Consider the following 25,759-nt stretch of genomic DNA (forward strand, 5'->3'; position numbering starts at 1 on the left):
AAATATAGGAAATTAATCAATTAGAGGTAGTGATGCTGAAAAAGTTTTTAGTGATTTTCTTTTTGCTGTTTTTTACTGTTCCTGCTCGTGCGAATTTTGAGGAGTTTGTTAAGTCTATTGAAAACATTAGGAGCGCTGTTGTTAAATTCAGGCAGATTACGAAAATTCCCGTTGCCGGCGACGAAGTATCTCTTTATGAAGGAGTTATTTATTACAAAAAGCCTTTAAAGTTTCGCTGGCAATATATTGAAGGGAGCGAAATCTACATTATTTCTAACGGAAAATTTGTGGAAACTGTTTTTCCCGACGATGGCGATTGTCAGTTGTTTAGGTTGACGAAAGAAAGTGACCTATTTCCGCTTATATCTCTATTTGAGAACCCTGAAGTGTTTCGTAAATACTATAAAGTTATAGCTAAGGGAGATGTTGCAGTTGCAGAGCCAAAGTTTAAAGGTTCTTTTTTCAAAAGGATAGTTTTTTACTTTAACGGCAAAAAACTTTTGAAAATTAAAGTCGTGCAGGAGGACGGCACGGAGGAAACTTACCTAATTACGGCATTTAAGAAAAACATTCCTTTAAAGGACAACCTGTTTAAGTTAAAAAGGTGCAGTTGATTTAAGGGAGAGGTCGGCAGAGCCGACCAGGGAGAGTACCATGGGAACTGGAAGAAGGTGTTAAAAGCTAATTTATTGCTTTTGTATTTAATGTCAAGTATTGCATTAAAAATTTTCCTTATTCAATTTTATCGAAGTTTTGTGAGAAATTTTTGTTAGGATAAAATTTTGTAAGTTAATTGTGGAGGAGGAATTTATGATATTTAGGCACTTTATCCCTACAAAAATAGTTTTCGGCAGGAAGTCTCTTAATAAACTATCTCAAGAGGTGGAATCTCTTAAATTGGATACTTCAAAGACTGCAATTATCTGCGGTAGGTCTGCCGTAAGCCACGGCTACGCTGAAGCTATAAAGAAGCAGATAAGCGGGAAAGTGGAAGTTTTTGACCTTGTAGAAGCTGACCCTTCTGTAGAAAATGCTTACGCCGTTTTGGAAGTTGTAAGAAAGTTTTCTCCCACTTTAATAATTGCTGTTGGCGGCGGAAGTGCGATAGATGTGGCAAAAGTTGTTTCCATTATGCTTACTAATTCTGGTGCGATTGAAGAATACATAGGCGTTCCGGATGCTTTTAAAAATCCTTCTGTTCCTCTTGTGGCTGTTCCTACTACTTCCGGTTCCGGTTCTGAAGTTACGCCTTACGCCGTTTTGACCGATAGAAAAAAGTACCGTAAAGCGCCTCTTATATCGCGGTTTCTCTTTCCCGTTTTGGCTGTTGATGACCCAGAGCTTACAGTTTCAAAGTCTCAAATTGTTACGGCGAACACCGGCGTTGACGCTCTCACTCACGCAGTAGAGTCTTTCCTTTCAAAGAGAGCTACGCCAATTTCGAGACTTTATTCTCTTGAAGCTATAAGTCTTATTTATAAATATCTTCCGAGAGCTTTTGGAAATCCTGCTGACATTGAGGCAAGAGAGAAAACTATGTTGGGGAGTTTGTTTGGCGGTATGGCTATTGCTGACGCAGGAGCCGGTTTGGTTCACACTTTGGCGCACATTTTGGGCGTTCTCTATAAAGTTCCTCACGGTCTTGCGAATGGGGTGTTTTTGGTTCCCGTGCTTTCGTTCTACGGGTTGTCTGCTAAAAAGGAGATAGAAGAAATTGGAAAGGTTATGGGAGTTGAGGGTAATTATAAAGAAGTGCTTTCAGTTTTGAGGGAGTTCCTTTCTTTCTTGGGAATTCCATCAAGCTTAAAGGACCTTGGAGTGATGGAGTCTGACATCTCTCAGTTTGTAAGCCTTGCCATGGAGAAAAAGTTTTTAATGGCTAACTTACCGAGAATCCCTTCTGAAAGAGACCTGCGGAGAATTCTAGAATCAGCGTTTTGATAAAGGGGGCGTAAAGCCCCCAATCAGTTATTTCTCGTCTTTACCTTTATCTTCCTTCTTACCTTCTTCAGGTTCTTTAACGATAATCTTAACTTCTTTTCTTGCACTTTCTGCTTTTGGAAGTCTTATCTCTAAAATTCCTTTATCGTAGGTGGCTTCTATACCGTCTTCTTTTACTTCGACCGGCAATGGGATTACCCTCTGGAACTCGCCGTAGAAGCTTTCGCTGAAGAATACATTTTCTCTTTCATCTTTCTTTTCTTCTTTCTTAACGCCTCTGATTATGAGGTAGTTACCCCTTACGCGGATGTCTATGCTGTCTTTGTCAAGTCCTGGCATTTCTGCTCTTACTACTACTTCGTCTGGCGTTTCGTACATTTCTATTCTTGGTTCAAAGCCCATTTCAAAACCGCCTGCCGGGAAGCCTCTGAACATTTCAGACATCATTCTTTCCATTTCTTGAAACTGCCTGAAAATATCTTCAAAGGGGTCAAACCCTCTTCTTCTGCCGAAAAATCCTCCAAACATCGCTCCCTCCTTAAAAAAGTTTTTTAGAAATTTTCATTCCTGATTTTAAATTAGGCGGTTCTTTAAATTTTGCAAGGGACTTTGACTTCTAACTCTAATTCAACGCCGAATTTTTCTTTGACTCTTTTCCTGGCGGTTAGTATCAGCTCTTTGAACTCTTCGAACGTTGCACCACCATAGTTTACGGCGAAGTTTGCGTGTTTTTCTGAAAATCCCACCCTTCCCACTCTAAATCCTTTTAAGCCTGCCTGGTCAAGTAGTTTCCCTGCCGGCGGGAGGGGGTGGGGGGGATTTTTGAACGTGGAGCCTGCAGTTTTCAGGTAAAAGGGCGGTTGTGTTTCAAGGCGCTTTCTTACGAAATGGGCGATTTTTTCTTTTACTCTTGCATCTTTTTTTATTTTGAAGGTTGCTTCTACGATGATGCCGAGGGAGGGGAGGGGGGATTTTCTGTATCCGAAAGAATCAAAATCTTTGAGAACTTCAACTTCGCCGCTTTCAAAACTTAAGAACTTAACTTCTATCAATCTTTCTTTTACTTCAAATCCGTAAGCTCCTGCGTTCTGGGCAATTAACCCTCCCACCGTTGCTCTTCTTATCCCTGCTAAATGTTCAAAAAGGGAAAATCCCCCCCTTATCTGCTCCTTTAAAATTTCCTTTAACGTTACACCTGCTCCTGCAGTTAAAGTTTCTTCAGAAAACGCAAAATTTCTAAAAAGCTTGAGAGATATAAGCCTTTTTTCTAAAACTTCAGGTATTACTACGTTTGACCCGCCCCCTAAAACGAAAAAATCCCCTCCCTCTACTAAATTCTTCAACTCTTTAACGTTTTCAGGGTAAAAAATGTCGTGAATTCCGCCAATACCTATGGTGGTAATTTCTTCCGCCGAACGCTTTTCTACCTTCAATTCAGAGCCTTACGAAGAGATTTCCATTGCTGCCTTCACAAAATCAACAAATAGAGGGTGCGGTTCTCTCGGTCTTGACTTGAATTCAGGGTGATACTGAACGGCGACAAACCACGGATGGTCTTTAACTTCAACAACCTCAACTAACTTTCCATCCGGCGACGTTCCCGCTATTACCAGACCTGCCTTTTCAAGAACCTCTTTAAACTTATTGTTAAATTCGTATCTATGCCTGTGCCTTTCAGATATCTCTTTCTTTCCGTATGCTTTAAAGCTGAAGGTTCCTTCTTTCAAAACGCACGGATAAGCGCCCAACCTCATCGTTCCGCCTTTTTCGCTTACCTTTTTCTGCTCTTCCATCAGGTCAATAACCGGATATTTTGTGGAAGAGTCAAACTCTGCGCTGTGAGCACCTTCTAACCCTGCAACGTTTCTTGCAAACTCTATTACCGCGCACTGCATTCCAAGACATATGCCGAAAAACGGAATCTTATTTTCTCTTGCAAACTGAACTGCCTTTATCTTTCCTTCAACGCCCCTTTCGCCAAATCCTCCCGGCACTAAAACGCCACAAACGTCAGACAGGAATTCTTCCGGCTCTTTTTCGTCAAGCTCTTCTGCGCTTACCCACTTGATTTCAACTTTCACGTCGTTTGCCGCTCCTGCGTGGACGAACGATTCTATAATGCTTTTGTAGGCATCCGGCAGCTCAACGTATTTACCTACAACTGCTATCCTTACAGTTCCCTTTGAAGGTTTCTTTATCCTGTGAACAATCTCTTTCCATTTAGAAAGGTCTGAGTCTTTTGTAGCAGGTAGCTGGAGCTTTTCAACTATAAGCTCGTCAATTCCTTCTTTCTTCAAAACTAAAGGAACTTCGTAAATCGTAGAAAGGTCTTTTGCTGTGATAACTTCCCTCTCTTTTAGATTTGCAAACAGGGCTATTTTTTTCTTTACTGAAGCTGGGATACTTCTTTCTGCCCTACAGACTATTATGTCAGGCTGGATACCTATCGCCCTTAATTCTTTAACCGAGTGCTGAGTTGGTTTGGTTTTTAGCTCACCAGCGGCTTTAACGTAAGGCACATAAGTTACATGAACGTAAATGGCGTTTGCCCTTCCAACTTCTGTTCCAAGCTGCCTTATAGCCTCTAAAAACGGCAAACCTTCTATATCTCCAACGGTTCCACCAACTTCAACGATTACCACATCAACATCTGAAGACATCAGTTGCCTTATTTTTTCTTTAATTAAGTTGGTGACGTGGGGAATAACCTGAACTGTTCCTCCTAAAAACTCACCCTTTCTCTCTTTTTGAATAATCTCCTGGTATATCTGACCGGAAGTAACGTTGTTAATTCTCTTCATTGTAGCGTGGGTGAAGCGCTCGTAGTGTCCTAAGTCAAGGTCTGTTTCCGCGCCGTCGTCGGTAACGTAAACCTCTCCGTGCTGGTATGGATTCATCGTTCCGGCATCAACGTTCAAATACGGGTCAAGCTTCTGTATAGTAACTTTAAATCCCCTGCTTTCTAAAAGCGTGCCTATTGAAGAAGCAGTTATACCTTTACCGATAGAGGAGAGAACGCCTCCGGTTACAAAGATTAGTTTAGAAGCCATTTTTCATCTCCTTTTCAAGTATCTTTTCAGCTTTTTTAAGGTCTTCTGCCGTGTCTATTCCGAAAGGTGCTGACGGGGCGTCGGCAACGTAAATTTTCTCGCCGTTTTCTAAAATCCTTAACTGCTCTAACTTTTCTATCTCTTCAAGCTTTCCTCTGTTCCAGGAAACAAACCTTTCAAGCGCTTCCTTCGTGTATCCGTATATCCCAACGTGCTTTAAAAATATTGAAACGTCGAGCTTTTCATCTCTCGGGAAAGGAATTAAACTCCTTGAAAAGTAGAGTGCATATTTGTTTTTATCTCTAACTACTTTTACGTTGTGAGGTGATTGGACGTCTTCAAGCGACGAGAACGGAACAGCAACCGTCGCGAATTCTGCTTTTCCTTCAAACAGCGCTTTCGCAACTGGCAAAACGTGTTCTTTCTTTACGAACGGCTCGTCACCCTGGACGTTGATTATGTATTTAACGTTTTTATCCTTCACTGCCTCAAATACTCTGTCCGTTCCGCTCGGCAGTTCAGAAGGCGTCATAACAACTTCAACGTCAACGCCTTTTAGAGCTTTTGCAACTTCTCTGCCGTCGGTGGCAACTATCACTTTTTCTGTTATTTTTAAACAGCTTTCAGCCGTTCTGACTATTAAGGGTTTTCCTTTGAGCTGCTGGAGGGGTTTTCGGGGAAGCCTTGTGGAACCAAGCCTTGCAGGAATTACTATGACAAATTCTTCCACGCTTCCCCCTTAAGAGGTGAGTGTTTCAACTATTGAGGCAAACATCCTGTATCCGTCTGTTGAACCTAATATGGCTTCTGAAGCTCTTTCGGGGTGTGGCATTAAGCCAAACACGTTGCCCCTTTTGTTGCAAATGCCGGCTATGTTGTTTAAAGAACCATTAGGGTTGAACTCTTCGCTTACTTCACCCTCAGGTGAACAGTATCTTACGACTACCTGTCCGTTTTCTTCTAATTCTTTTAAAACTTCAGGTGGACAGGTGTAGTTTCCTTCAGCGTGGGCTATCGGTATCCTGATTACTTCTCCTTTATCGTAAAGCTTCGTAAAAGGTGTTTCATTGTTCTCAACTTTCAGGTGAACGAATTCACATATGAAGGTAAGCGTTTTGTTTGGAAGCATTGCACCAGGCAAAAGGCCTGCTTCTAAAAGTATTTGAAATCCGTTGCATATTCCCATAACGAGTCCGCCTTTTTCCGCAAATTCGCATATACTTTCTGTAACCGGAGAAATCTTCGCCATCGCGCCAGCTCTTAAGTAGTCACCGTAAGAAAATCCCCCCGGCACCACCACGCAGTCAATTCCGGAAAGATCGGTTTCCCTGTGCCATAAGTATTTAACTTCATGCCCTAAAACTTTTTCTATAACCCAGCCAACGTCTCTATCGCAGTTACTACCGGGATAAACGGGAATGCCGAACTTCATTACTTCACCTCTTCAATTTCGTATGAATACTCTTCAATTACCGGATTTACTAAAAACCTTTTAGCCATTTCTTCAATCTCTTTCTTCACTTCTTCTTCCGATTCTGCCTCAACGTTCATCGTTATGAACTTACCAACTCTTACGTTGCTCACCTTTTCAAACCCCAAGCTGTGAGCAGCCTTTTCAACGGCAACGCCCTGCGGGTCTAAAATTCCTTCCCTGTAACTTATGTAAACTTTTACCCTGTAAAGCGCCATTTCCACCTCTTTCCCGTTTGTTGGGAAAATTCTAACATTTGTCGGGTATTATTTTTATTACGGCAGGTAAGGGAAGATGAGAGACCTTCGCCTCGTATTCTTTGAAAATAAATTGAATAGATACAGCATTAACGCCCTTTTAGGGGCTATTGAAACTTACGAAGAGCTTGAGCGCCTTCCCATATACTTTGTTCAAAATTCTGAAGAAGCTGTTTCTCTTATAAACTCTTTTCCGAAAACTGCACTAACCGTTTTGAACTTTTCCTTCTTTACACCGCAGTTGTGGGACGTTAGAGAGTCTGTTAAGAAGATAAGAAGGGAAGTTAAGCGCGAGCTTATTCTTACCGCAGGAGGTCCTCACCCTTCAGGTGACCCTATCGGAACGCTGAAGATGGGATTTGACCGCGTTTTTGTAGGAGAAGGTGAGGTTTCTTTTCCCGCTTTTCTTAAGAGTTTGATGGAAAATAAAGAATATCAGGCTTCTTCAAGCCTTTGCGTAAACCTTAACGCCTTTCTGCCATTTTCTATCAGGTTCAGAAGGTTTAACCCGATAGAGATTACCCGCGGTTGCCCCTTTGGTTGTGCGTTTTGCCAAACGCCGAGGATTTTCGGCAGAAAGGTTAGGCACAGGAGTATAGATGTAGTCGTTTCGCACGTTGAGACAATGATAAAACACGGTTTAAAAGATATCAGGTTTATAACCCCCAACGCTCTGTCTTACGGTTCTGAAGATGGAATAAAGCTTAACCTGAAAGCCGTTGAGGAGTTGCTTTCTTCTGTAAAAAAGATTAAGGGCGTAAGGAGAGTATTTTTCGGTTCTTTCCCTTCGGAAGTAAGACCTGAACACGTTACAGAAGAATCAGTAGAGCTTATCAAGCGATATGCCGATAACGACAACCTGGTAATAGGCGCCCAATCTGGAAGCGACAGAATTCTAAAGCTTTGCGGAAGGAAACACACCGTTGAAGATGTTTACAGAGCGGTGAAAATAGCCGTAAAGAACGGCTTTAAAGCAAAGGTTGACTTCATCTTCGGCTTTCCCGACGAAACGGAAGACGACATAAAACAGACAATAAACTTTATGGAGGAGTTAACTAAATTGGGTGCATCAATCCACGCTCACTTTTTCATGCCACTTCCCAAAACTCCTTTTGCTGCAAAAAAGCCAAAACCTGTAGATTTGAAGCTTTTAAGAGTTATAAATAAGCTTACGGGTAAGGGGCTACTTTTTGGAAACTGGAAACAGCAGGAGCAGTTGGCGTTTAAAATTTACGACTACCTGCACGGGCAATTTGATAACATTTCTACCACCTTAAAGGAGAAGGCTTTTGACGCGGTGTAGAAACTGTGGGTTTATTAAGTGGTATTTTCTTGTAATAGTGGTGGCTGCGTTTACGCTGCGGTTTTACCCTCAGTATTCAGCTTTTATCAACAGTTTTTTCCTTATAGGCATTCCGCTACTTTCAAAGAAAACGCCGGAGCAATTAGGTTTTAAAAACTTTAAAAGCGGTATTTTGTGGGGGCTTGCAGCTTCAGTTACCGTTCTTCCTGTTTACGCTTTAGTTTTAACTATCTTAGGGGCAAAATTTTTGCTTCCTAATACTGATAAACTGCTGAATCTGCTTTCTTTCTATTTTGTCGTTGCCCTATCAGAGGAAACTTTCTTCAGGGGATACTTCTACTCTGAAATGGAAAATGAGCCTTTCTTTCTTTTTATATCAAAAAACAACTTTGTTTCAAGCTTTCTCTTTGCTACTGCGCATGCATTTATATACTACAACCCTATAATGTTTAAAGTTTTCTTTCCCTCTCTGATTATGGGATGGCTTTACGAAAAGAGTGGCTCTATATTTGCACCAGTAATCTTTCACTGGCTTTCAGACGTTATTTACGCTTTGATTAAGTTTTAGCGGAGAGTTAGATGAAGAAGTTGTTTTTTTTAATAGCTTTTTTAGTGTTTGTTTTAGATAGAATTACAAAACTTTTAGCTGTGAAATTCCTTGTTAAGTCTGTGTCTATAATTCCCGGATTTTTCAGCCTCACTTTAGCTGAAAACAGGGGAGCTGCCTTCAGCATTTTCTCTTCTGGGAATCAAATAGTTAGGTTTTTCTTTCTAATAATTTTGCCGGTTGCCGTAATTGGCTGGATAGTTTTTTACGTTTTAAAACGAGAGAACCTGTCTTTACTTGAAGTTGTTTCCTTATCTCTCATTACCGGCGGTGCTTTAGGAAATTTGTTTGACAGGGTTTTAAACGGAAGAGTGGTTGACTTTATAGACTTTCACATTGGCGTTTATCACTATCCCACGTTTAACGTAGCCGATGTAGCAGTTTTTCTTGGTTGCCTGCTTCTTCTCTATAAGTATATGAAAAGTTGACTTTAGTGTTAGGCTGAATAATTTTTAACTTAGCATCGTGACTACTTGACAAAGAGGTGATATAATTGGGGAACTATAAATTCCCCCCATCTTTTATCCAGGAGTTGCTCTCAAGGGTTGACATAGTTGACATAGTATCCCACTACCTTACCCTCAAGCAGGTAGGAAGAAACTTCACAGCTCTCTGTCCCTTCCATCCAGAAAAAACTCCTTCTTTCGTTGTAAGCCCTGAAAAGCAGATATTTAAGTGTTTTGGATGCGGCGTAGGTGGAAACGCCATAACTTTTGTTGAAAAGTATGAGAATCTGTCTTTCCCAGAAGCAGTTAAAAGGGTTGCTGAACTTTCCGGGATAGAACTTCCAACGGAATTCAAGGAAGACGATGCGCTATCAAAGATAGAAGAAGAAGGTTACAAAGTAGCCGAGTATTTTCACTCTAAAATTTCTCAACTTAAAGATTACCTGCAGAATAGGGGAATTGAAGAATCAACCGCTTCGCGCTTTTTGTTGGGATACGCTCCAAGGGGATATTCAAGAGAACTAAAGGTCAGCAGAGAAACTGCCAGAGAATTAGGTATTATTTCTGAGTCTGGTAAAGAGTTCTTTGCAGAACGCCTCATTATTCCCATATTCAGCCACGGCGGTAAGGTTGTTGCTTTTGCCGGCAGAGTTCTTTCTAATGATTCTAAACTGCCTAAATACATAAACAGTCCAGAAAGCTCCGTTTTTAAGAAAAACTCAACCCTTTACGGCTTTTACCAGTCAAAAGAGGAAATTTTAAAAACCAGAACAGCAGTTGTTGTTGAAGGATACTTTGACGTTATCTCTCTTCATCAGATAGGTGTAAGAAATGCAGTAGCTCCTATGGGAACCTCTATAACGGAAAATCACGTTAGAATTTTGTCCCGCTACGTTGAAAAGCCTGTTCTTGCGTTTGACGGAGACAGTGCCGGTAAAAAGGCGACTTTAAGAGCGGCAGGGTTGTTTTTAGTAAAAGGTAAAGAGCCGTTTGTCGCTCCTATGCCAGAAGGCGAAGACCCTGATTCACTTTCTCACTCTTTACCAGAAAAGCTGAAAGAGATTGTTAATTCACCTCTTCCCTTTATAGACTGGGTTATAGATTCGGCAGTAAAGTTTCCAGACCTTGAAAAGTCTCACTTCTTGCGCGAATTTGCAAACGCGATAGCGCCTTTAAGGTTAGCCAATCCTTTCCTTTACAAGATTTATGTGAGTAAAGTTTCTGCTCAGTTTGACGTTGACCCTGCCTGGTTTAAGGTTAACGCTCCAAACTTTAGAAAAAAAGAAGATTCAGAAGAATCCGTTCCTGTTCCTCCGGTAGAAAAGGCATTTATTAAGGGATTGGTGGAAAGAAAGATTGAGTTTCCGTTGGAGGTTTCGCCTAACGTTTTCCTTTCTCCTTTAACGGCAAAAATTTACACGCTTTTAAAGAATGCTGGATTTTCCCACCTTACCGTTCAGTCAGAATTTCCCGAGCTAGCTTCAGTTCTTTCAGAAATACTCTTTTCAGACTTTACTGATGATGAGATAAGAAGTGCTTTCTGCCGAATAGCCGTTAAGGAGTTAAAGAGAAGACTTCGCAAAATAGAGGATGTTGACGAAAAGAGGTATTTGAGGCAGCTCATAGTAGAGCTTGAAAAGAAAAACTTGGACGTTTTGAGGGAGCTTTGCGATAAAACACTTATTTGAAGGAGGTAGCCTTGGAAAGGCTAAACTTTGATGAAATTATCGCCATAGGGCGTGACAAGGGCTACATCACTTTTGACGAACTTATGGAGCATTTAGACGAAGAAATGCTCACTCCTGAAGTAATTGAAGAGCTTATCACCCAGCTTGATGAGTTTGACATCCACATTATACCAAAGGAAGGTGAAGAGCACGTTGACCTTTCAAAGCTCCAGATTACCATTGCTCCAGATACTATGCCCCGTTCTGATGACCCGATAAGGCTTTATTTAAGAGAGATGAGCAAGATTTCTCTCCTCAAGCGCCACGAAGAGATATCCCTTGCCAAGAGAGTGGAATTAGGCAGAAAGGCGCTTCTCAGGTATCTTTTAAAAACGAGAGCTGTTCTCAACTATGTTTTGGACGTTGAGGAAAAAATCAGGAACGGTGAAGTTAAAGTAAGGGACATCATGCGTTCTCCTGATGAGTTTGCAGAAGGGGGAGAAGCGCAAAGGCGCAAGAAGTTTTTTGCAATAGTAGAAGAGATAAGGCAGCTCCTCCCCGAATGGGAAAAGCTACAAAAGCAGTACAGCAGAAGTAAAAGAAACAAGCAGCTTAAAAAAGAATACCTCAAAGTATGGGCAAAAATCAACAATCTTCTCAGAAAATTACCGCTTTCCTATTCCATTTACGAGTGTATAGCAGAGGACATTTACAGAAAGTATAAGATACTCAAAAAGAGCGAGAAGAGTTTACAGAAACTCAGTGGAAAGCTTTCTTTCCTTGGTGTTCCTATCGAAGAGATATGCTACAGATTGGATGATGAGGAAATAAGGGAGAAAATTGACGCTTCCCGCTACACGACGAGAGAAATTAAAAAGATGGTTAAAAAGTATCTTGATACGAGAGAAACGTATAAAAACGTTCTTGATTCTTTGGATATGCCGCGCAATACTTTTTACAAGTTAGCTGAAAAAATCTACTTCTACAAGAAAGATTCTCAAGAAGCCAAGCAAATTCTTGTTCGTTCAAACCTGAGGCTTGTCGTTAGTATTGCGAAGAAGTACATAAACAGAGGTCTTCAGTTCCTTGACCTGATTCAGGAAGGTAACATCGGTCTTATGAAGGCGGTTGATAAGTTTGAATATAGAAGGGGATACAAGTTTTCTACTTATGCTACCTGGTGGATAAGGCAGGCAATAACCAGAGCGATAGCAGACCAGGCAAGAACTATAAGGATTCCCGTTCACATGATAGAGACCATAAACAAAGTGATTAAAACTTCAAGACAGATGTTCCTTGAAATGGGCAGAGAGCCAAAGCCTGAAGAGATAGCTGAAAGGCTGAAGATGCCTGCTTCTAAAGTGCGCTCTATCCTGCAGCTTGCTCAAGAACCTGTTTCTCTTGAAACGCCAATTGGAGATGACGAGGACAGCACTTTGGGAAGTTTGATAGAGGATTCCAAGAGCCCTATTCCTGAACATGAAGTTATTAAAAGGGATTTAAAAGAGAAGGTTGCACAGCTACTTTCTGAACTTAACGAAAGGGAAGCTTTGGTTTTAAAGTTAAGGTTTGGACTTGATGGATATCCGGAGCATACTCTTGAGCAGGTTGGTAGAGAGTTAAAAGTAACGAGAGAGAGAATTAGGCAGATAGAATCAAAGGCTTTGAGGAAGCTGAGAAATTCTGGTCTTAATATTGATTTGAGCATCTTCCTTGAAAGGTAACTTTTTGCCCCTTCTGGGGCTTTCTTTTACACTTCTACTTCTTCAATTTCTATCTGGTTGGTTTTAATCTTTTCAATAAATTGGGATATGTCCGGAGGTAGGGGGGATTTTGCGTTAACTTCCCTTTTAGTTATTGGGTTTACAAACGATAGGCTGTAAGCATGAAGCATTATTCTTGGGGCAAAGCAAAGAGGTTCTTTCCAGTCCTTCCAGTATAAAAATTCCCCTACAACGGGGTGTCCTATACGGCTGAAGTGAACTCTAATCTGATGTTTTCTTCCTGTTGGAATTTCTACCTTTACTAAGGTTGATAGGTTTTTTATTTTTTCTTCTACTTCGTAAATGGTAAGGGCGGGTTTGCCCGATACAGGAAAGTTTACTTTTCCTTTCTCTCTTTTTAGCGTTTCCAGGATAAGAGCCTTGTAAACTTTCTTAACCTGTTTTTGACGAAAGACTTCCTTGAATTTTTCAAAAATTCTTCTGTCTTTTGCAACTATCAAAACGCCTGACGTTTGTTTGTCAAGGCGGTGAACTACGAAAAGGTTCTGGGACTTTAACTGTTTCCTTAAAATTTCTTCTACGTTTGGTTTGTCTAAGTTTGAGTTTAGAAAGGGCGGTTTGTTAACAACTATCACACTTTCATCTTCGTAAAGAACATCTATCTGCGCCTTTTTAAAAAGGTAAATTGAATTCGGGATGCATACTATACTTTTGGGGCGGATGAGGGTGCGGTAGGTGGGGATTTTGCGATAGTTTACGCATACCAAGCCTTCATCTATAATCTTTTTAGCTCTTTTCTTTGAGCCTGTAACCGTTGAAACTACATCAATCAATTTTTTCCCTTCTGTTTTTACCCTTACCTTCCAGCCTAACACATTGCCTCCAGAGTTTCGGAATTATATAAAATAGACTGAAGCTATTAAAAAGATAGTTGATTTAAGGGCGAGCTATGTTAAATTTATAACTGAAAATAATTTTCAATTAGAGGAGGTGCACATGGCTCTCGTAGGACAAAAAGCTCCTGAATTTGAGCTCCAGGCATACGACCCGGTAAAAGACGCTTACACAACAGTAAAGCTTTCTGATTACGTTCCAAACAGCGAAGGTAAGTTTCTAATTCTTTGCTTCTATCCAGCAGACTTTACCTTTGTCTGACCAACGGAACTGGCTGCGGTCGCAGCTAAACACGAAGAAATTAAGAAAAGAGGTGCAGAAGTTCTTGCAATCTCCACAGACACCGTTTTCAGCCACCAGATTTTCTGTAAGGTAGAACCTTTGATGAAGGACGTTAAGTTCCTCTTGGCAGCAGACCCAACAGGTGAAGTGTCTAAGAAATACGGTGTTTACATTGAAGGAGCTGGAATTGCAAGAAGAGGAAGATTCATCATCAACCCTGACGGTGAGATTGTTGCTGAAGAAGTTCTTAATCCTCCAGTTGGAAGAAACGTAAACGAACTTTTAAGACAGCTTGATGCATGGAAATACGTTTACGAACATCCAGATGAAGCCTGCCCTGCAAACTGGAGACCTGGCAAGAAAACTCTCAAGCCTGGTCCTGACATTGCAGGTAGAGTTGGTGAAGTTGTTACTATTGAAGATATTCTCTCTTAAGACCTTTAATTGTGGGGGCTTTTGCCCCCTTACTACCATTTAACCTGAAAGTTTAAACCGTTGCAAAAAGAGTGGTTCGTTCCTACTGTTCCAATTAAAGAGAGTTTACAGAACTTTCCAGGTTTTAAAGAAAGAATTATTCCAGTTTCCTCCCCAACATAACTTCCAGAAAACCTTGTAAGCCTGTCGTAAATGAACCCTATTTCTGGTTTTAATCTGTCTATCTTTTTCCTTCCAAGCTCTAAATTTTTCTTTACTAAAAGTTTTAAAAATCTGATATTGCTTTCTCCAGGTCTATAAATGTAGCTGACGTTTCTGAAAAATTCTTTCATTCCAAAAGTTTCAAAGTTTGTTGAATATACCTCATATAGTGCATTTACTTTTAAGTTTTTGATTGCGCCTTCAAATTTCAAAAATCCCCCCCACTCCCTACTACTCAAACTCCCATTCCTGTTCCATTCTCTCAAAAATCCACCCCTCAACCCTTTAATGCTAACGTGCAGTCCCGCTACAGCGTCTTTTTCGCTTTCTTTTTTCCTGAGCAACCCGCTTACACCAAAGTTTTTAAAAAGCGTTTGAGCAAATAGATACTTTACCGTATGTCCACCTTCCCTTTCAGCAAAAGCCCCGCCGCTTAGCGCTCTAAATGAGTATCTTAATCCACTTAAATTTGCATCTATAAATCCCGGTATTTTTACGTTCTGTAATCCAGCCTTTAACTGCCTGATAGAGATATAGGCTTCTTCAAAGTGCCAGAGCTTGCCGGCGTTTTTCTGATACAAGAAATTGTCCGCCGTATTACCCCATATCACGTAATCCGTTTTGCTGTTTCTTCCGGTTGAAACTTTAACCGTAAATCTGTCGCTGTACATTGTCAGTTTGTAGGTTGAGTGCCAGTATCCTACGTGTTTTGCCGTGTTCCACCCTTCGTATCCGCTCTGAACGTTGTAGAAGTGCTGTGGAAAATTTGCATATTCGCCTGCGATGTCAAAGTAGTTTTTGAGCTTGAAAGAAGGAATCTGAAATCTTTTAAAAGGAAACTGCGGTATTCCTTTCCAGCTATAACCTGTAAAAAATCCCCATCTGTCCCCATCCCCCATTGCAGCAGTTAGAAACAGGTTGCTCTTTTCACTTCCCACGAGTAACTTACTTCCACCTTCTATTCTGCTCTTGTTGTAAACGGCAACGTAGGGAAAAAGTCTGAATTCACCGTAGGTTTTCTTTAACGCTACTCTTAAAGCTTTCAGGTCAGAAACGGCAGGATGGTAGATAACCCCGAAATCCGGAACCCCTTCCCTGTATCCGTAAGATGTGAAACCTTTTTCAAAAGCGCATCCTTCCAACTTCAAAAGGTTGTTTTCCCACTTCCCGTAAAATCCCCACTTCCCGTTCTGCACCGCAGCGTCAAACGCTTCATTTTCACTTTTAACTCTCAGTATCAGGTTGTTCTTATTTATTCCTTTTTCATTTCCTCTGGCGTCGGAAATCCTTATAGCTGCAGCAGATAAAACGTATTTCCCCTTTTTCCACACAATTTCCGGACCAAAAATATCAACGTCATCTTCGCTTTCGCCGTTTAAAAGCAGATATTTCCCTTCATAACCTGCTATCTGATAGTAGTTGAACCACAGGTTATCTTTTAATCTATAGGAAAACTTTCCGCCCCACAGGTAATCGTTGAAAACAGGGGAAAAGTTAAACCTGCTTTTTCCTGCTGTCAGCGTCAGGTTTTCAAGTATGAAGTGCCTTTTCCTCAGATAAAGCTCTCTTATATCAAAAGTTCTGCTCTGGTAAGGAAAAAGCCTGTCTTCAATAGGCGTGAAGGCGTTAACGAAAGGAAGTTTTGTCGTTCCCGATACAATTGATACCTTAAAAACACTTCCCTTCTTTATTTTGAACTTTTTACCAATAAACAGGTTGTAGAAAAATCCCCTCTTCTTTCCATTCCACAAATCGTAACCGGTTCTGTAAGACTTTTGATTTTTCAACTTTACGTAGTAAAATCCTCCCTCTCCTCCAATTTCTGCGCTCTTTGCTTCTGCACAAAGAAGGAGGAACAGCGTTGCAGCGAAAAGAGACAGTTTCATATCACCCCCAGCGTGTAAATAATTTGAATTTTACAATAAGAGAAGAGGTTAAAAATGAAAATTGTCGGTCACGTTTCAGCGAAAAGGATTCTTTCCACCCCTGAAACTGTCAGAGAGATTACTTCTTTAGGCATAGGCGTTGAAGTTCAACTTTCTTCAGATATCCTTGATACTTTCACGCTGAAAGATTTCGGTAACCTCAAGTCCTTAATAGGCGACGCTTTAACGACAGTTCACGCACCCTTCTTAGACCTTAACCCCGGTGCTGCCGATAGTTACGTTCTAAAAGCTACCAGAAAGCGCTTTCAGGAAACTCTGATAGCAGCTAAGGTTCTTGAAGCTGAGGTAATCGTTTTTCACACCGGTTATCACCCGGCTAAAATTGACCCAATATTTGACGAATGGTTTGAGCGCGCCATTGAAACCTTTAAACTGGTTGCAGCAGAAACTGATGCGTTAATAGCTCTTGAAAACGTTTTTGATACAGAACCTTCAGTTCTCAAAAAGTTTGTTGACAACCTGCCGAAAAACGTGGGCGTCTGCATAGATGTTGGACATTTAAACCTTTTCAGCAAACAGCCTGTTTCTGACTGGATAAGCGCCTTTAAAGACAGAATCTATGAGTTTCACGTTCACGATAACAGCGGCGTTAAAGATGAGCATTCTTTTTTAGGTTCGGGAACCGTTCCTTTAAAAGAGTTTTTCAAAGAAGTAGAAAAGGTTGAAACCGACTATATATTTAACCTTGAAAATAAGACGGTGGATGATATTAAAAAAAGTTTAAAGTTTTTGGAAGAAGGAGGATTTTTATGGTAAGAGAGATAAAAATTTACCCAGATGAGGTTTTGAAGCAAAAAGCACAGCCTATAGAAGAAGTTAACGATGAAGTGAGAGCTTTGGTTGATGATATGTTTGAAACTATGTATAAAAAAGGTGGTGTTGGTCTTGCAGCCAACCAGATTGGCGTTCTCAAAAGGGTAGTTATAATAGACTTAGGTTCTGGCAAAGAGAATCAGGGGAAAGACAAAATCGTTCTGATTAATCCTGAAATCGTTGCTATGGAAGGTGAGCAGGTGGGAGAGGAAGGATGCCTTTCCCTTCCAGGACTTTACAAAAAAGTAAAGAGGGCTAAATACGTTAAGGTAAAAGCCCTTAACTACGACGGTGAAGAGTTTGAAATAGAAGGTGAAGATTTGCTCGCGAGGGCACTTCAGCACGAGATAGACCACCTTAACGGTGTCGTTTTTATTGACAGGCTCTCACCGCTTCAAAGGCGTCTGGCGCTTGAAAAGTATAAAAAGCTAAAGAGGAAGTATGAGAAGAAAATGGCTTCTCAAAGGTAGGAGGCAGCCATGAGGCTTTTAACCTCTTCAGAAATGGCAGCAGTTGACAGAGAAACGATACAGAATCTTGGCATTCCCGGAACGGTTTTAATGGAGAACGCTGCAAGGGGTGTTGCTACCGTTATCTATAAATACGTTGAAGGAAATTCCGTTTTAGTCGTTTGCGGCGGCGGAAACAACGGTGGAGATGGTCTTGCAGCGGCGAGAAATCTCTACAATATGGGCTACGACGTTGAAGTTGTGATGCTTACTCAGCCGGAAAAGCTTAAAGGTGATGCAAAGCTTAACTACTCTATTCTCTCAAAACTTCCTGTCCCCATTTACATTTTAAAAGAAACCGAACTCTTTGAATTCGGCTTAAAATTGAGAGATTTTGACATAGTTGTTGACGCCATTTTCGGAACGGGGCTTTCAAGACCGGTTGAAGGTATTTACAAGCAAGTGATTGACTTAATTAACAGGTATGCCCAAAAAGTTGTTGCAGTTGATATACCTTCAGGACTTTCCGGAAGCACCGGTGAAATTTTAGGAACGTGCGTAATTGCCGACTATACCGTGACTTTTGCCTATCCAAAGATTGTTCACGTTATGCCTCCTGCCTGTGAATACGTTGGCGAAGTTTTTATCGTTGATATTTCTATTCCTGAAGAAGCTACTTCCGTTTTGGATACAGACAGGTTTATTCTCACTTTTGAAGAGGTTGCCTTTTTACTGCCACCAAGAGAAATTATGAGCCACAAGTACACGTTTGGACACCTTGCCGTTATTGGCGGTTCTAAAGGAAAGACCGGTGCGCCTTCTATGGTTGCAGAGGCTTCTTTAAGAACGGGGACAGGTCTTTCTACAGTAATAGTGCCTTCTTCGCTTAACGAAATCTTTGAAATAAAGCTTACTGAAGCGATGTCAATTCCTGTTGAAGATGAAAATAAAGGGTGCTTTACAGCTTCTTCCGTTCAAACTGTTTTAGACGTGGTTGAAAGTGGAAAGTTTTCAGCCGTTGCAATAGGTCCAGGTCTTGGTAACGACCCGGAAACTTTTGAGTTTGCAAGAGAGTTTATAAGGCAATGCAGTAAACCTATGGTTATAGATGCGGACGGTTTAAACGCTCTTGCTGAAAATCCTGAAATTTTAAAGTCAAAAGAAAACGTAATCGTTACACCTCACATAGGCGAGTTTTCAAGGCTTACGAAACTTTCAAAAGAAGAGATTCTTTCAGACCTTTTCGGTTGTGCGCAAGATTTTGCAGTTGAATACGGCGTTACGGTTGTCCTGAAGAGCGGAAGGACAGTTATAGCAACGCCGGACGGAAAACTTTACCTCAACGTAATTGGAAATCCCGGTATGGCTACGGCAGGAACGGGAGACGTTTTAGCCGGCGTTATCGGTGGGCTACTTGCAATGGGACTTGAAGCTGAAGACGCTGCTAAGTTAGGCGTATTCCTGCATTCATTATCGGGTGATTTAGCAGCTCAAAAACTTACTCAGGAATCCTTAATTGCTACCGATTTAATTAAATACCTGCCTGAAGCTATAAAATTTTTAAAGCAGAAGGAAAGCTCACCTGCAAAAAACGAACTGCCTTTTGTAACCTCATTGAGAGAGTGCGTGGGTGTTTAAAAACAGGGCTTTTGTAGCTCTCTTTATTTTCTTTCTCATTTTACTTATCGGATACTTTGGAACGTCGGCTGTATCAAGTTTTACCGGGGAGTTTTACCTTAACAATCCGCTTTTTCACGTTCTCTTTGCATTTATTCTGATTCTTATAACGGTTCTCTTTGCTTTCTTTATAAGAAACTTGGTACTTTTCTTCTTCCCTCACTTTAAAACGAACCTGCGAATGAAGATATTCACAGCTTTTCTCTTGCTTATTTTAGGACCGGCTCTATTTACGATTTTTATCTCAAGTAGCGTTGTAAATAAAGGGCTTGACAGGTTACTGAGAATTCAGGTAAAGCGCATTGTAAATCTATCTGAAGATACCACAAACGAATTTCAGAATTTTATAGCCGACGATATAAAGAGAAAGATAGCTCAGTTAAGATGGAAAAAGAAAATATATCCATACACTCTTAAAGTTTACGGCATAGATGGATTTTTAAGGAAAAAGGGAGACAAGATAGAAAGGATAGGCGATATTCCGCTCAAGGTTCTTGATTTAAAGAATATCTCTCACCTTAAAGAGTTTTCCTACTTAGATACTTCAACGGGCTACTTTATCGTTTGTGAAAACAAGAAAGGTTTACTGGTTTGTATTTCCAAAAAATTTCCGCCTGAGTTGGTTGAAAACATAAAGAAGATTAAAGACCTATACTCAAACTACGAATCTTTAGTTGCCTACAAGTCGCCTATAAAGGCGTTGTATACGTTTACCTTCGCTCTTATGGGGCTTGCCGTTCTGTTTGGCGCTCTGTGGTTTGCGAGATACTTTGAAAAGAGGATAACCATACCGATAGAAGCTCTCTACAGGGCAACTCAGAAACTCTCAAAAGGGGAACTTGACGTTAAGGTAGAAGAGCAGGCTTCTGATGAGCTCAAACACGTTATAGATGCTTTCAACTACATGGTTGAGCAGCTTAGAGCGTTGAGAATCTCTCTTGAAGAGAGTAGAAAGTACGTTGAGCAGATTCTCAATTCCATATCGCCTGCAATCGTTACGTTTGATATTGATGGCAAGGTGATTTCCTGTAACGAGAGCGCGAGGAGGCTGTTTGGATTTTCTGAAGAAAATAAAGGTGAGAACGTATGGAAATTGCTGGAATCCTACCCTCAGCTAAAGAAAGCAGTTAAGGAACTTATTCTGACGGGTAACAGAAAAACGGAAGTGAGAGAAGAGATAAATGGGAAGGAAAAGTTTTTCTCTGTTGAGATAATCGTTCCTGCTGGCGTTTCAGATAGAATACTTATCGTTGAGGACGTTACCGATTTGGTTAAGGCGCAGAAAGCTCAAACCTGGAAAGAGATAGCTCAGAGAATAGCTCACGAGATTAAGAACCCTCTTACCCCCATAACCCTCAACGCAGAGCGGATAAGAAGGCAGTTTAAGAAGAAAAATCCTGAAATAGAAAAAGTGATAGAAAAGGCAGTTTCTTCTATTTTAGCAGAGGTTGAAGTTATAGAGCGCTTGATAGATGAGTTCAGAAAGTTTGCAAGGCTACCCCTTCCCGAAAAAGAGCTAACAGACTTAAACGCTCTCATAAAAAGCGTTGCCGACGGATACAAAGAAAAGTTAGAAGTAGAGTTAAGCTTTGAGGATATCCCTCAGCTTTCCCTTGATAGAGTTCTTATGAGAGAGGTTTTTGCCAACCTGTTCAGGAACAGTATGGAAGCAGGCGCAAAAAGAATATCCGTTACCACTACGGAAAAAGACGGTAAAGTTTACGTCGTAATAAGAGACGATGGACCTGGAATTCCAGAAGAGCTTATGGATAAGCTATTTTCACCTTACGTTTCAACAAAAGAGAAGGGCTGGGGCTTGGGGCTTTCAATAGTTAAAAAGATAATAGAAGACCACGGCGGAAAAATCTACACGATAGATAAAAACACTTTTGTTATAGAGCTACCTGTTTAAGAACTTCTCTTTTAATTTCTTCTCAACGAATTTAGTGACAAACTGCGAAACGTCGCCGCCGTAAAAAGCTATCTCTCTCACTGCTGAAGAGGAAAGGTAGGCGTATTCATCGGATGGCATCAAAAACACCGTTTCTATCTCTGGAAATAGCTTTCTGTTTAAAGATGCCATCGTAAACTCGTGGTCCATATCTGAAACTATTCGTATACCTCTCAAAATCGCCACGGCGCCTTCTTTCTTTGCAAACTCTACTAAGAGAGAGTTAAACGTTTTTACCTTTACTTTGCCGTTTAATCCAACCTCTTTCAAGCTTTCAACGAACATCTCTTTTCTTTCTTCGATAGTGAATAGGGGTTTTTTCTTGGGATTTTCTGCTATTCCCACAATCAATTCTGGAAACAGCTCTATCCCGCGTTTCACTATATCTAAATGCCCCAGCGTGACTGGGTCAAACGTTCCTGGATATATTGCCTTCTTTATCATTTTTCCTCTCAATTTAGGTGAGTTTTTGTTATTATAAACAATAGGGTTTTGAACGTATGGGCTTATTTGTTTGGTAGAATAGTAGTAGATTGTAAACTTGACTTCATAGGATTTTTTTAATATAACTAACTAAACATCATAGGGAGGACGAGAAAGTTGGAGTTCCACATTGACAAAGCAAAAGTGCTTCCAAAAGAGAATCTACGTAGCTTTTTGGAAGGGTTGAAAGAATTAGGGAAACTCATTGCCCCTCTTAAAAAGCAGGAGAAGTTTTACTTTGACGTTGTGGATGACGTTTCAAAGGTAGAACTCTCTTACACGAGAACGATTCTACCGCCTAAGAAGTTTCTGGTCCCTTACAGAAGAGAAAGATACACTTATGACACTGTAAACCTTAATTTTATTGCTTCGTTCAAAGCTGAACCGCAGATAATTTTTGGTATCCACTCGTGTGACCTGCACGGCATTTCCATTTTAGATTCTGTTTACCTGAAGGAAAATCCCGACCCCCGCTACCTTGAGATTCGCAAAAAAACTGTCCTCATCGGTATTTCCTGTAAGCCTGACGAGTATTGTTTCTGCATGTCAACAGGAACTGCGTTTCCAGATGGTGCTAACTGGGATTTGTTCATGACAGACATTGGCGATGATTACTTCGTCAGCATAGGAAGTCCAAAAGGTGATGAAGTTATACTTAAGATGAAAGAACTTTTCAGAGAGATTACAAAAGAAGATTTAGACCTTTATAAGAAAAGCACTTCTTTTAAGAAGAGTCTGTTTGACTTTAAGACCCTTCCAGATTTAGGCAGAATTTCTCAGGTTATTGAACTTGAATACGATTCGCCTGTCTGGGAAGAGGAAGCAGAAAGGTGTCTTGGGTGTGGAACCTGCACGAACGTCTGCCCTACGTGCTTCTGCTATACGGAAGTTGATATTCCATCTCTTGACGGCAAAACGGTTAGCAGAATTGAGTTTACAACTTCCTGCCAGTATCCTTACTACTCTTTAGTTGCCGGTGGGCATTACTTCAAACCTTCAAGAGCAAGCAGGTTCAAGCACCGCTACTACCACAAATTTGTAGGTTATCCTTACCAGATTGAAAAGCTTGGATGTGTTGGCTGCGGACGCTGCAGCGCTGAATGTCCGGCAAAAATCAGTATGGTTGAAACAATAAAGAAGTTGAGAGGGACTGCCGATGAAGAAGAGCTTAGAAAAGTTGCTGAATAAGCCCCTACCGGGCGACCCCCTTTTACCTCACAAGGCGCTGATTACCGATATTGAAGAATTAGCGCCAGACCACAAAAGATTTTCCTTCTCTTTCCTTGATGAGAAACTGAACGAAACGTGGGAACACATACCGGGTCAGTTCGTAATGATTACCGTTCCGAAAGCCGGTGAAATTCCTATTTCTATCTGTTCTTCACCTACAAGGAAGGGAACGATAGAGTTAACCGTTCGTAAAGTTGGTAGGAAAACTGAAGTTCTGCATCAGATGAAGCCCGGTGACGTCGTAGCAATAAGAGGACCTTACGGTAACGGATTTCCTGTTGAAATTATGGAAGGACACAACGTTCTGATTATCGCCGGTGGTCTCGGTATAGCGCCTCTCCGCTCTCTAATCTGGTACGTTTTAGACAAACGCCATCTCTACAAAGAGGTTTACATCCTCTATGGAACGAGAAACTATGAGAGCGTTCTCTACAAGGAAGAGATGAGACGTTTAAAAGAAAGACCTGACGTTAAGTGTCTTTACATCCTTGACAGGATTGAGAACGATGAAGACAGAGCCTGGACGGATAGGGAAGGGCTTTTAACGGAGCTGATTCCGGAAGTGGACTTAGACCCTGCAGATACTTACGTTGCAGTTTGTGGACCGCCGGTTGCCTACAAGTTTATAGGTAGAGAGCTGTTAAAGAACGGTTATCCTGAGAGTCAGGTGTTCGTTTCTCTTGAAAGAAAAATGGAGTGCGGTATCGGTAAATGCGGTCACTGTCAGATTGGATACAAATTTGCTTGTATTGATGGACCAATATTCCCACTTTGGGATACAAAGAACCTACCGGAGATGCTGTGATGGTGAAGATAGGAATAATGGGATTAACAGGGTGTTCTGGGTGTCAGTGTGAAATTCTTAACTGTCAGGACGCTTTAATGAAACTTCTTGGAATGGTGGAGATTTCTTACTTTCCTCTGGCGCAGGATAACAACACGTTTGAAGAATTTGACGTTATGTTTGTTGAGGGTTCGGTAACTACGGAAGAAGATGAAGCGAAAGTTTTGAAGGCGAGAGAAAAGTCAAAAATTTTAGTGGCAATCGGTTCCTGCGCCTGTTACGGGGGAGTTCAGGCACAGAAGAACGATGAGGCATCTTTGGAAGAGATGCTAAAAACCGTTTACGGAAGAACTGAGCTGTTTTTAAAGGTTACGAAGCCCCGTGCCGTTTCAGAGGTAGTGGACGTTGACTACGAGCTACCGGGATGTCCTCTTGATAAGAGGCAGTTCGTTTACGCTGTTTCCTTCCTGCTTAACGGCGTTAAACCTTTCTTCCCGAAGATTCCTGTATGTCACGAGTGTAAACTTTCTGAAACTGAGTGTTTAACTCTTAAAGGTATTCCCTGTCAGGGACCTGTTACCTATGCCGGTTGTGGGGCGCCCTGCACCTCTCAGGGAGTTGGATGTCAGGGATGCCGCGGTAACTGTGACTTCCCCAACTTTGATGAGATGCTGAAGATTCTCAATCAGAATGGTCTTTCTGAGAAGGATGCTGTTGCTTTCCTGAAGGTGTTTAGAGGATATCAGGGGAAAGAGATTAAAGTAAATGGTGAGGAGCGCAGAAATGAGAAAGGAGCTTAACGTAGACCACTTGACTCGTGTTGAAGGGCACGGTGCTGTTAATATAGTTTTTGAGAACGAGAGGCTGAAGGAAATCAGGCTTCGTTTTACTGAAGGTCCAAGGTTCTTTGAGTTTATTACAAGAGATAGACTCTGGACAGAAATTCCGAAGATTGTTTCAAGAATCTGTGGAATCTGTTACGTTTCTCACAGACTTGCTTCGTGTGCTGCAGTTGAGGATGCATTAGGAGTGGAAATTACGCCGGAAATAAAGGCTTTGAGGAAGCTATTGGCAGTTGGGGAGTATCTGGAGAGTCACGCGCTTCACCTTTACTTCTTGGCGCTTCCTGACTATATGGGGTATCCATCTGCCATTGCGATGGCGAAGGATTATCCTAATGTGGTGAAGAGGGGATTTTTCATCAAGGATATTGGCAATAAGATAATGAAGCTTATCGGTGGAAAGACAATTCACGGTGAGAACATTTTACCCGGTGGTTTTGAGTCTGTTCCTTCGGTTGATGATTTGAAGAGAGTGAAGGAGGATTTATACAGGGTTATTCCCGAAATCAGGGCTACCATATCTCTGTTTGAATCTTTAGAGTATCCGGAGTTTAACAACCCTCATGAGATAGAGATGTGTATAGAGGCGGAGGATTTTCTCTCTCTCGCTGATAAGGTTCACATCTCTGATGGAACAGTCTTTACAAAGCATGAGTATGAACTTTTTGTGGAAGAAACGGTTTCGGATTACTCTACGGCTAAAAAGTCAAAGGTTAAGGGTAAGCCATTTCTCATAGGTCCTCTTGCAAGGGTTAACCATTACATAGAGAGATTTTCCATTAAATCTGACGTGGAAAATCTGAAAATTAAGTTTCCGTCTGCTAATACGCTCCACGCTAACGTGGCTCGTGCGCTGGAAATGCTTGAAGCTGCTTTCATAGGCTTAAAAGCTGTTGATGAACTTATCTCTTCTTCACCTTTTAATGGAAGAGTTAAAGTTACACCTAAGAAGGGAACCGGTTGTGGAGTTAAGGAAGCACCAAGGGGAACGCTCTTCCACAAGTATACTTTTGACGATACAGGTAGATGTGTTGCCGCCAACATTATTACTCCTACTGCTCAGCTTCAATCTGTTATAGAGAAAGACTTGAGAGACTTAGTAGAGAGAAGTTATGACGTTGAGGATGAGAAGTTAAAGAAACGAGCAGAGATGTTGGTTCGTGCTTACGACCCATGAATTGCCTGTGCTGTCCACCAGTTTGGTGGAAATGAAGAAAATTTCCTGAACATAGTTAGACTCTAACTATAAGAAATTCTTATATAAAAAGCCCGGGATTTTTATCCGCCCGGGCTTTTTTATTTTGTT

25 protein-coding genes are annotated in these 25,759 nt (G+C 41.2%); 16 read left to right on the plus strand and 9 right to left on the minus strand.

From position 1 onward, the window contains the following. The first annotated feature begins 32 nt into the window (after window positions 1-32). Both QOL23_RS00380 and QOL23_RS00385 read left to right on the plus strand, forming a co-directional pair. Window positions 33-614 (plus strand): LolA family protein, encoded by a 582-nt coding sequence (locus QOL23_RS00380; RefSeq protein WP_283399594.1) that lies wholly within the window; start codon window positions 33-35, stop codon window positions 612-614. Between the two features lie 196 nt (window positions 615-810). After that, a complete protein-coding gene (locus QOL23_RS00385) occupies window positions 811-1,941 on the plus strand; it encodes an iron-containing alcohol dehydrogenase family protein (RefSeq protein ID WP_283399595.1) in 1,131 nt (376 codons plus the stop codon). Between the two features lie 27 nt (window positions 1,942-1,968). Here QOL23_RS00385 and QOL23_RS00390 read toward each other — a convergent pair whose 3' ends face one another. From QOL23_RS00390 to purS, 6 genes are all read right to left on the minus strand, one after another. Then, window positions 1,969-2,469: an Hsp20/alpha crystallin family protein gene (locus QOL23_RS00390; RefSeq protein ID WP_283399596.1), complete on the minus strand. Its 501-nt coding sequence runs from the start codon at window positions 2,467-2,469 to the stop codon at window positions 1,969-1,971. Window positions 2,470-2,531: 62 nt separating this feature from the next. Continuing rightward, a complete protein-coding gene (gene murB / locus QOL23_RS00395) occupies window positions 2,532-3,374 on the minus strand; it encodes a UDP-N-acetylmuramate dehydrogenase (RefSeq protein ID WP_283399597.1) in 843 nt (280 codons plus the stop codon). 9 nt (window positions 3,375-3,383) lie between these two features. Next, entirely contained in the window at window positions 3,384-4,991 is a 1,608-nt protein-coding gene (gene pyrG, locus QOL23_RS00400; RefSeq protein WP_283399598.1) for a CTP synthase, read from the minus strand. Further along, entirely contained in the window at window positions 4,981-5,721 is a 741-nt protein-coding gene (gene kdsB / locus QOL23_RS00405; RefSeq protein ID WP_283399599.1) for a 3-deoxy-manno-octulosonate cytidylyltransferase, read from the minus strand. The genes pyrG and kdsB overlap by 11 nt, the downstream gene beginning before the upstream one ends. Window positions 5,722-5,730: 9 nt before the next feature. After that, complete coding sequence (gene purQ, locus QOL23_RS00410) at window positions 5,731-6,423, minus strand: phosphoribosylformylglycinamidine synthase subunit PurQ (RefSeq protein ID WP_283399600.1); 693 nt, start codon at window positions 6,421-6,423, stop codon at window positions 5,731-5,733. Continuing rightward, window positions 6,423-6,680: a phosphoribosylformylglycinamidine synthase subunit PurS gene (gene purS / locus QOL23_RS00415; RefSeq protein WP_283399601.1), complete on the minus strand. Its 258-nt coding sequence runs from the start codon at window positions 6,678-6,680 to the stop codon at window positions 6,423-6,425. Before purS ends, purQ begins: the two co-directional genes overlap by 1 nt. 76 nt (window positions 6,681-6,756) lie before the next feature. On the opposite strand from purS, the gene QOL23_RS00420 reads away from it, so the two are divergent. The 5 genes from QOL23_RS00420 to rpoD all read left to right on the plus strand — a co-directional run bounded on the left by QOL23_RS00420 (window position 6,757) and on the right by rpoD (window position 12,466). Then, window positions 6,757-8,022, plus strand: a complete 1,266-nt coding sequence (locus QOL23_RS00420) for a TIGR04013 family B12-binding domain/radical SAM domain-containing protein (protein WP_283399602.1) — start codon at window positions 6,757-6,759, stop codon at window positions 8,020-8,022. Next, window positions 8,009-8,590 (plus strand): CPBP family intramembrane glutamic endopeptidase, encoded by a 582-nt coding sequence (locus tag QOL23_RS00425; protein WP_283399603.1) that lies wholly within the window; start codon window positions 8,009-8,011, stop codon window positions 8,588-8,590. The genes QOL23_RS00420 and QOL23_RS00425 overlap by 14 nt, the downstream gene beginning before the upstream one ends. A gap of 11 nt (window positions 8,591-8,601) precedes the next feature. Continuing rightward, window positions 8,602-9,057, plus strand: coding sequence for a signal peptidase II (gene lspA / locus QOL23_RS00430; protein ID WP_283399604.1), 456 nt, complete (start codon window positions 8,602-8,604; stop codon window positions 9,055-9,057). A gap of 65 nt (window positions 9,058-9,122) precedes the next feature. After that, on the plus strand, window positions 9,123-10,763 hold the full coding sequence (gene dnaG, locus QOL23_RS00435; protein WP_283399605.1) for a DNA primase: 1,641 nt from the start codon (window positions 9,123-9,125) through the stop codon (window positions 10,761-10,763). 11 nt (window positions 10,764-10,774) lie between these two features. After that, window positions 10,775-12,466, plus strand: coding sequence for an RNA polymerase sigma factor RpoD (gene rpoD, locus QOL23_RS00440; RefSeq protein ID WP_283399606.1), 1,692 nt, complete (start codon window positions 10,775-10,777; stop codon window positions 12,464-12,466). A gap of 26 nt (window positions 12,467-12,492) precedes the next feature. On the opposite strand, the gene QOL23_RS00445 is transcribed toward rpoD, so the two are convergent. Then, window positions 12,493-13,341 (minus strand): RluA family pseudouridine synthase, encoded by an 849-nt coding sequence (locus QOL23_RS00445; RefSeq protein WP_283399607.1) that lies wholly within the window; start codon window positions 13,339-13,341, stop codon window positions 12,493-12,495. A gap of 121 nt (window positions 13,342-13,462) precedes the next feature. Here QOL23_RS00445 and QOL23_RS00450 point away from each other — a divergent pair, with 121 nt between their 5' ends. Continuing rightward, a complete protein-coding gene (locus QOL23_RS00450; RefSeq protein WP_283399608.1) occupies window positions 13,463-14,077 on the plus strand; it encodes a peroxiredoxin in 615 nt (204 codons plus the stop codon). 32 nt (window positions 14,078-14,109) lie between these two features. Here the strand turns inward: QOL23_RS00450 and QOL23_RS00455 are convergent, their stop codons facing one another. Next, the gene (locus QOL23_RS00455) at window positions 14,110-16,164 is read right to left on the minus strand and encodes a hypothetical protein (RefSeq protein WP_283399609.1); all 2,055 of its coding nucleotides are present in this window, start codon (window positions 16,162-16,164) and stop codon (window positions 14,110-14,112) included. A gap of 54 nt (window positions 16,165-16,218) precedes the next feature. On the opposite strand from QOL23_RS00455, the gene QOL23_RS00460 reads away from it, so the two are divergent. The 4 genes from QOL23_RS00460 to QOL23_RS00475 are packed head-to-tail and all read left to right on the plus strand — an operon-like array spanning window position 16,219 to window position 21,075. Then, window positions 16,219-16,980 (plus strand): sugar phosphate isomerase/epimerase family protein, encoded by a 762-nt coding sequence (locus QOL23_RS00460; protein WP_283399610.1) that lies wholly within the window; start codon window positions 16,219-16,221, stop codon window positions 16,978-16,980. Further along, window positions 16,974-17,507 (plus strand): peptide deformylase, encoded by a 534-nt coding sequence (gene def, locus QOL23_RS00465; protein WP_283399611.1) that lies wholly within the window; start codon window positions 16,974-16,976, stop codon window positions 17,505-17,507. Before QOL23_RS00460 ends, def begins: the two co-directional genes overlap by 7 nt. A gap of 9 nt (window positions 17,508-17,516) precedes the next feature. Then, entirely contained in the window at window positions 17,517-19,124 is a 1,608-nt protein-coding gene (locus QOL23_RS00470; RefSeq protein ID WP_283399612.1) for an NAD(P)H-hydrate dehydratase, read from the plus strand. Beyond that, the gene (locus QOL23_RS00475; protein ID WP_283399613.1) at window positions 19,117-21,075 is read left to right on the plus strand and encodes a sensor histidine kinase; all 1,959 of its coding nucleotides are present in this window, start codon (window positions 19,117-19,119) and stop codon (window positions 21,073-21,075) included. Before QOL23_RS00470 ends, QOL23_RS00475 begins: the two co-directional genes overlap by 8 nt. On the opposite strand, the gene coaD is transcribed toward QOL23_RS00475, so the two are convergent. After that, window positions 21,064-21,558 (minus strand): pantetheine-phosphate adenylyltransferase, encoded by a 495-nt coding sequence (coaD, locus tag QOL23_RS00480; RefSeq protein ID WP_283399614.1) that lies wholly within the window; start codon window positions 21,556-21,558, stop codon window positions 21,064-21,066. The genes QOL23_RS00475 and coaD overlap by 12 nt on opposite strands. A gap of 156 nt (window positions 21,559-21,714) precedes the next feature. On the opposite strand from coaD, the gene QOL23_RS00485 reads away from it, so the two are divergent. Genes QOL23_RS00485 through QOL23_RS00500 form a run of 4 tightly spaced genes read left to right on the plus strand, consistent with a single transcriptional unit; the run spans window position 21,715 to window position 25,630 of the window. Further along, a complete protein-coding gene (locus QOL23_RS00485) occupies window positions 21,715-22,785 on the plus strand; it encodes a 4Fe-4S dicluster domain-containing protein (RefSeq protein WP_283399615.1) in 1,071 nt (356 codons plus the stop codon). After that, entirely contained in the window at window positions 22,754-23,632 is an 879-nt protein-coding gene (locus QOL23_RS00490) for an FAD/NAD(P)-binding protein (RefSeq protein ID WP_283399616.1), read from the plus strand. Before QOL23_RS00485 ends, QOL23_RS00490 begins: the two co-directional genes overlap by 32 nt. Next, window positions 23,632-24,411: an NADH-quinone oxidoreductase subunit B family protein gene (locus QOL23_RS00495; RefSeq protein WP_283400229.1), complete on the plus strand. Its 780-nt coding sequence runs from the start codon at window positions 23,632-23,634 to the stop codon at window positions 24,409-24,411. The genes QOL23_RS00490 and QOL23_RS00495 overlap by 1 nt, the downstream gene beginning before the upstream one ends. Continuing rightward, window positions 24,395-25,630, plus strand: a complete 1,236-nt coding sequence (locus tag QOL23_RS00500; protein ID WP_283399617.1) for a Ni/Fe hydrogenase subunit alpha — start codon at window positions 24,395-24,397, stop codon at window positions 25,628-25,630. Before QOL23_RS00495 ends, QOL23_RS00500 begins: the two co-directional genes overlap by 17 nt. The last annotated feature ends 129 nt before the right edge of the window (window positions 25,631-25,759 follow it).

It is taken from the genome of Desulfurobacterium pacificum (genome assembly GCF_900182835.1).
GTDB classification, from domain to species: Bacteria; Aquificota; Aquificia; order Desulfurobacteriales; family Desulfurobacteriaceae; genus Desulfurobacterium_B; species Desulfurobacterium_B pacificum.

What these genes read in the sequence shown, in the direction of transcription:
- QOL23_RS00380 (WP_283399594.1), top strand. Translation starts at nt 33, where the DNA reads ATGCTGAAAAAGTTTTTAGTGATTTTCTTTTTGCTGTTTTTTACTGTT.
- QOL23_RS00385 (WP_283399595.1), top strand. Translation starts at nt 811, where the DNA reads ATGATATTTAGGCACTTTATCCCTACAAAAATAGTTTTCGGCAGGAAG.
- QOL23_RS00390 (WP_283399596.1), bottom strand. Translation starts at nt 2,469, where the DNA reads ATGTTTGGAGGATTTTTCGGCAGAAGAAGAGGGTTTGACCCCTTTGAA.
- pyrG (WP_283399598.1), bottom strand. Translation starts at nt 4,991, where the DNA reads ATGGCTTCTAAACTAATCTTTGTAACCGGAGGCGTTCTCTCCTCTATC.
- purQ (WP_283399600.1), bottom strand. Translation starts at nt 6,423, where the DNA reads ATGAAGTTCGGCATTCCCGTTTATCCCGGTAGTAACTGCGATAGAGAC.
- purS (WP_283399601.1), bottom strand. Translation starts at nt 6,680, where the DNA reads ATGGCGCTTTACAGGGTAAAAGTTTACATAAGTTACAGGGAAGGAATT.
- QOL23_RS00420 (WP_283399602.1), top strand. Translation starts at nt 6,757, where the DNA reads ATGAGAGACCTTCGCCTCGTATTCTTTGAAAATAAATTGAATAGATAC.
- lspA (WP_283399604.1), top strand. Translation starts at nt 8,602, where the DNA reads ATGAAGAAGTTGTTTTTTTTAATAGCTTTTTTAGTGTTTGTTTTAGAT.
- QOL23_RS00455 (WP_283399609.1), bottom strand. Translation starts at nt 16,164, where the DNA reads ATGAAACTGTCTCTTTTCGCTGCAACGCTGTTCCTCCTTCTTTGTGCA.
- QOL23_RS00460 (WP_283399610.1), top strand. Translation starts at nt 16,219, where the DNA reads ATGAAAATTGTCGGTCACGTTTCAGCGAAAAGGATTCTTTCCACCCCT.
- def (WP_283399611.1), top strand. Translation starts at nt 16,974, where the DNA reads ATGGTAAGAGAGATAAAAATTTACCCAGATGAGGTTTTGAAGCAAAAA.
- QOL23_RS00470 (WP_283399612.1), top strand. Translation starts at nt 17,517, where the DNA reads ATGAGGCTTTTAACCTCTTCAGAAATGGCAGCAGTTGACAGAGAAACG.
- coaD (WP_283399614.1), bottom strand. Translation starts at nt 21,558, where the DNA reads ATGATAAAGAAGGCAATATATCCAGGAACGTTTGACCCAGTCACGCTG.
- QOL23_RS00490 (WP_283399616.1), top strand. Translation starts at nt 22,754, where the DNA reads ATGAAGAAGAGCTTAGAAAAGTTGCTGAATAAGCCCCTACCGGGCGAC.
- QOL23_RS00495 (WP_283400229.1), top strand. Translation starts at nt 23,632, where the DNA reads ATGGTGAAGATAGGAATAATGGGATTAACAGGGTGTTCTGGGTGTCAG.
- QOL23_RS00500 (WP_283399617.1), top strand. Translation starts at nt 24,395, where the DNA reads ATGAGAAAGGAGCTTAACGTAGACCACTTGACTCGTGTTGAAGGGCAC.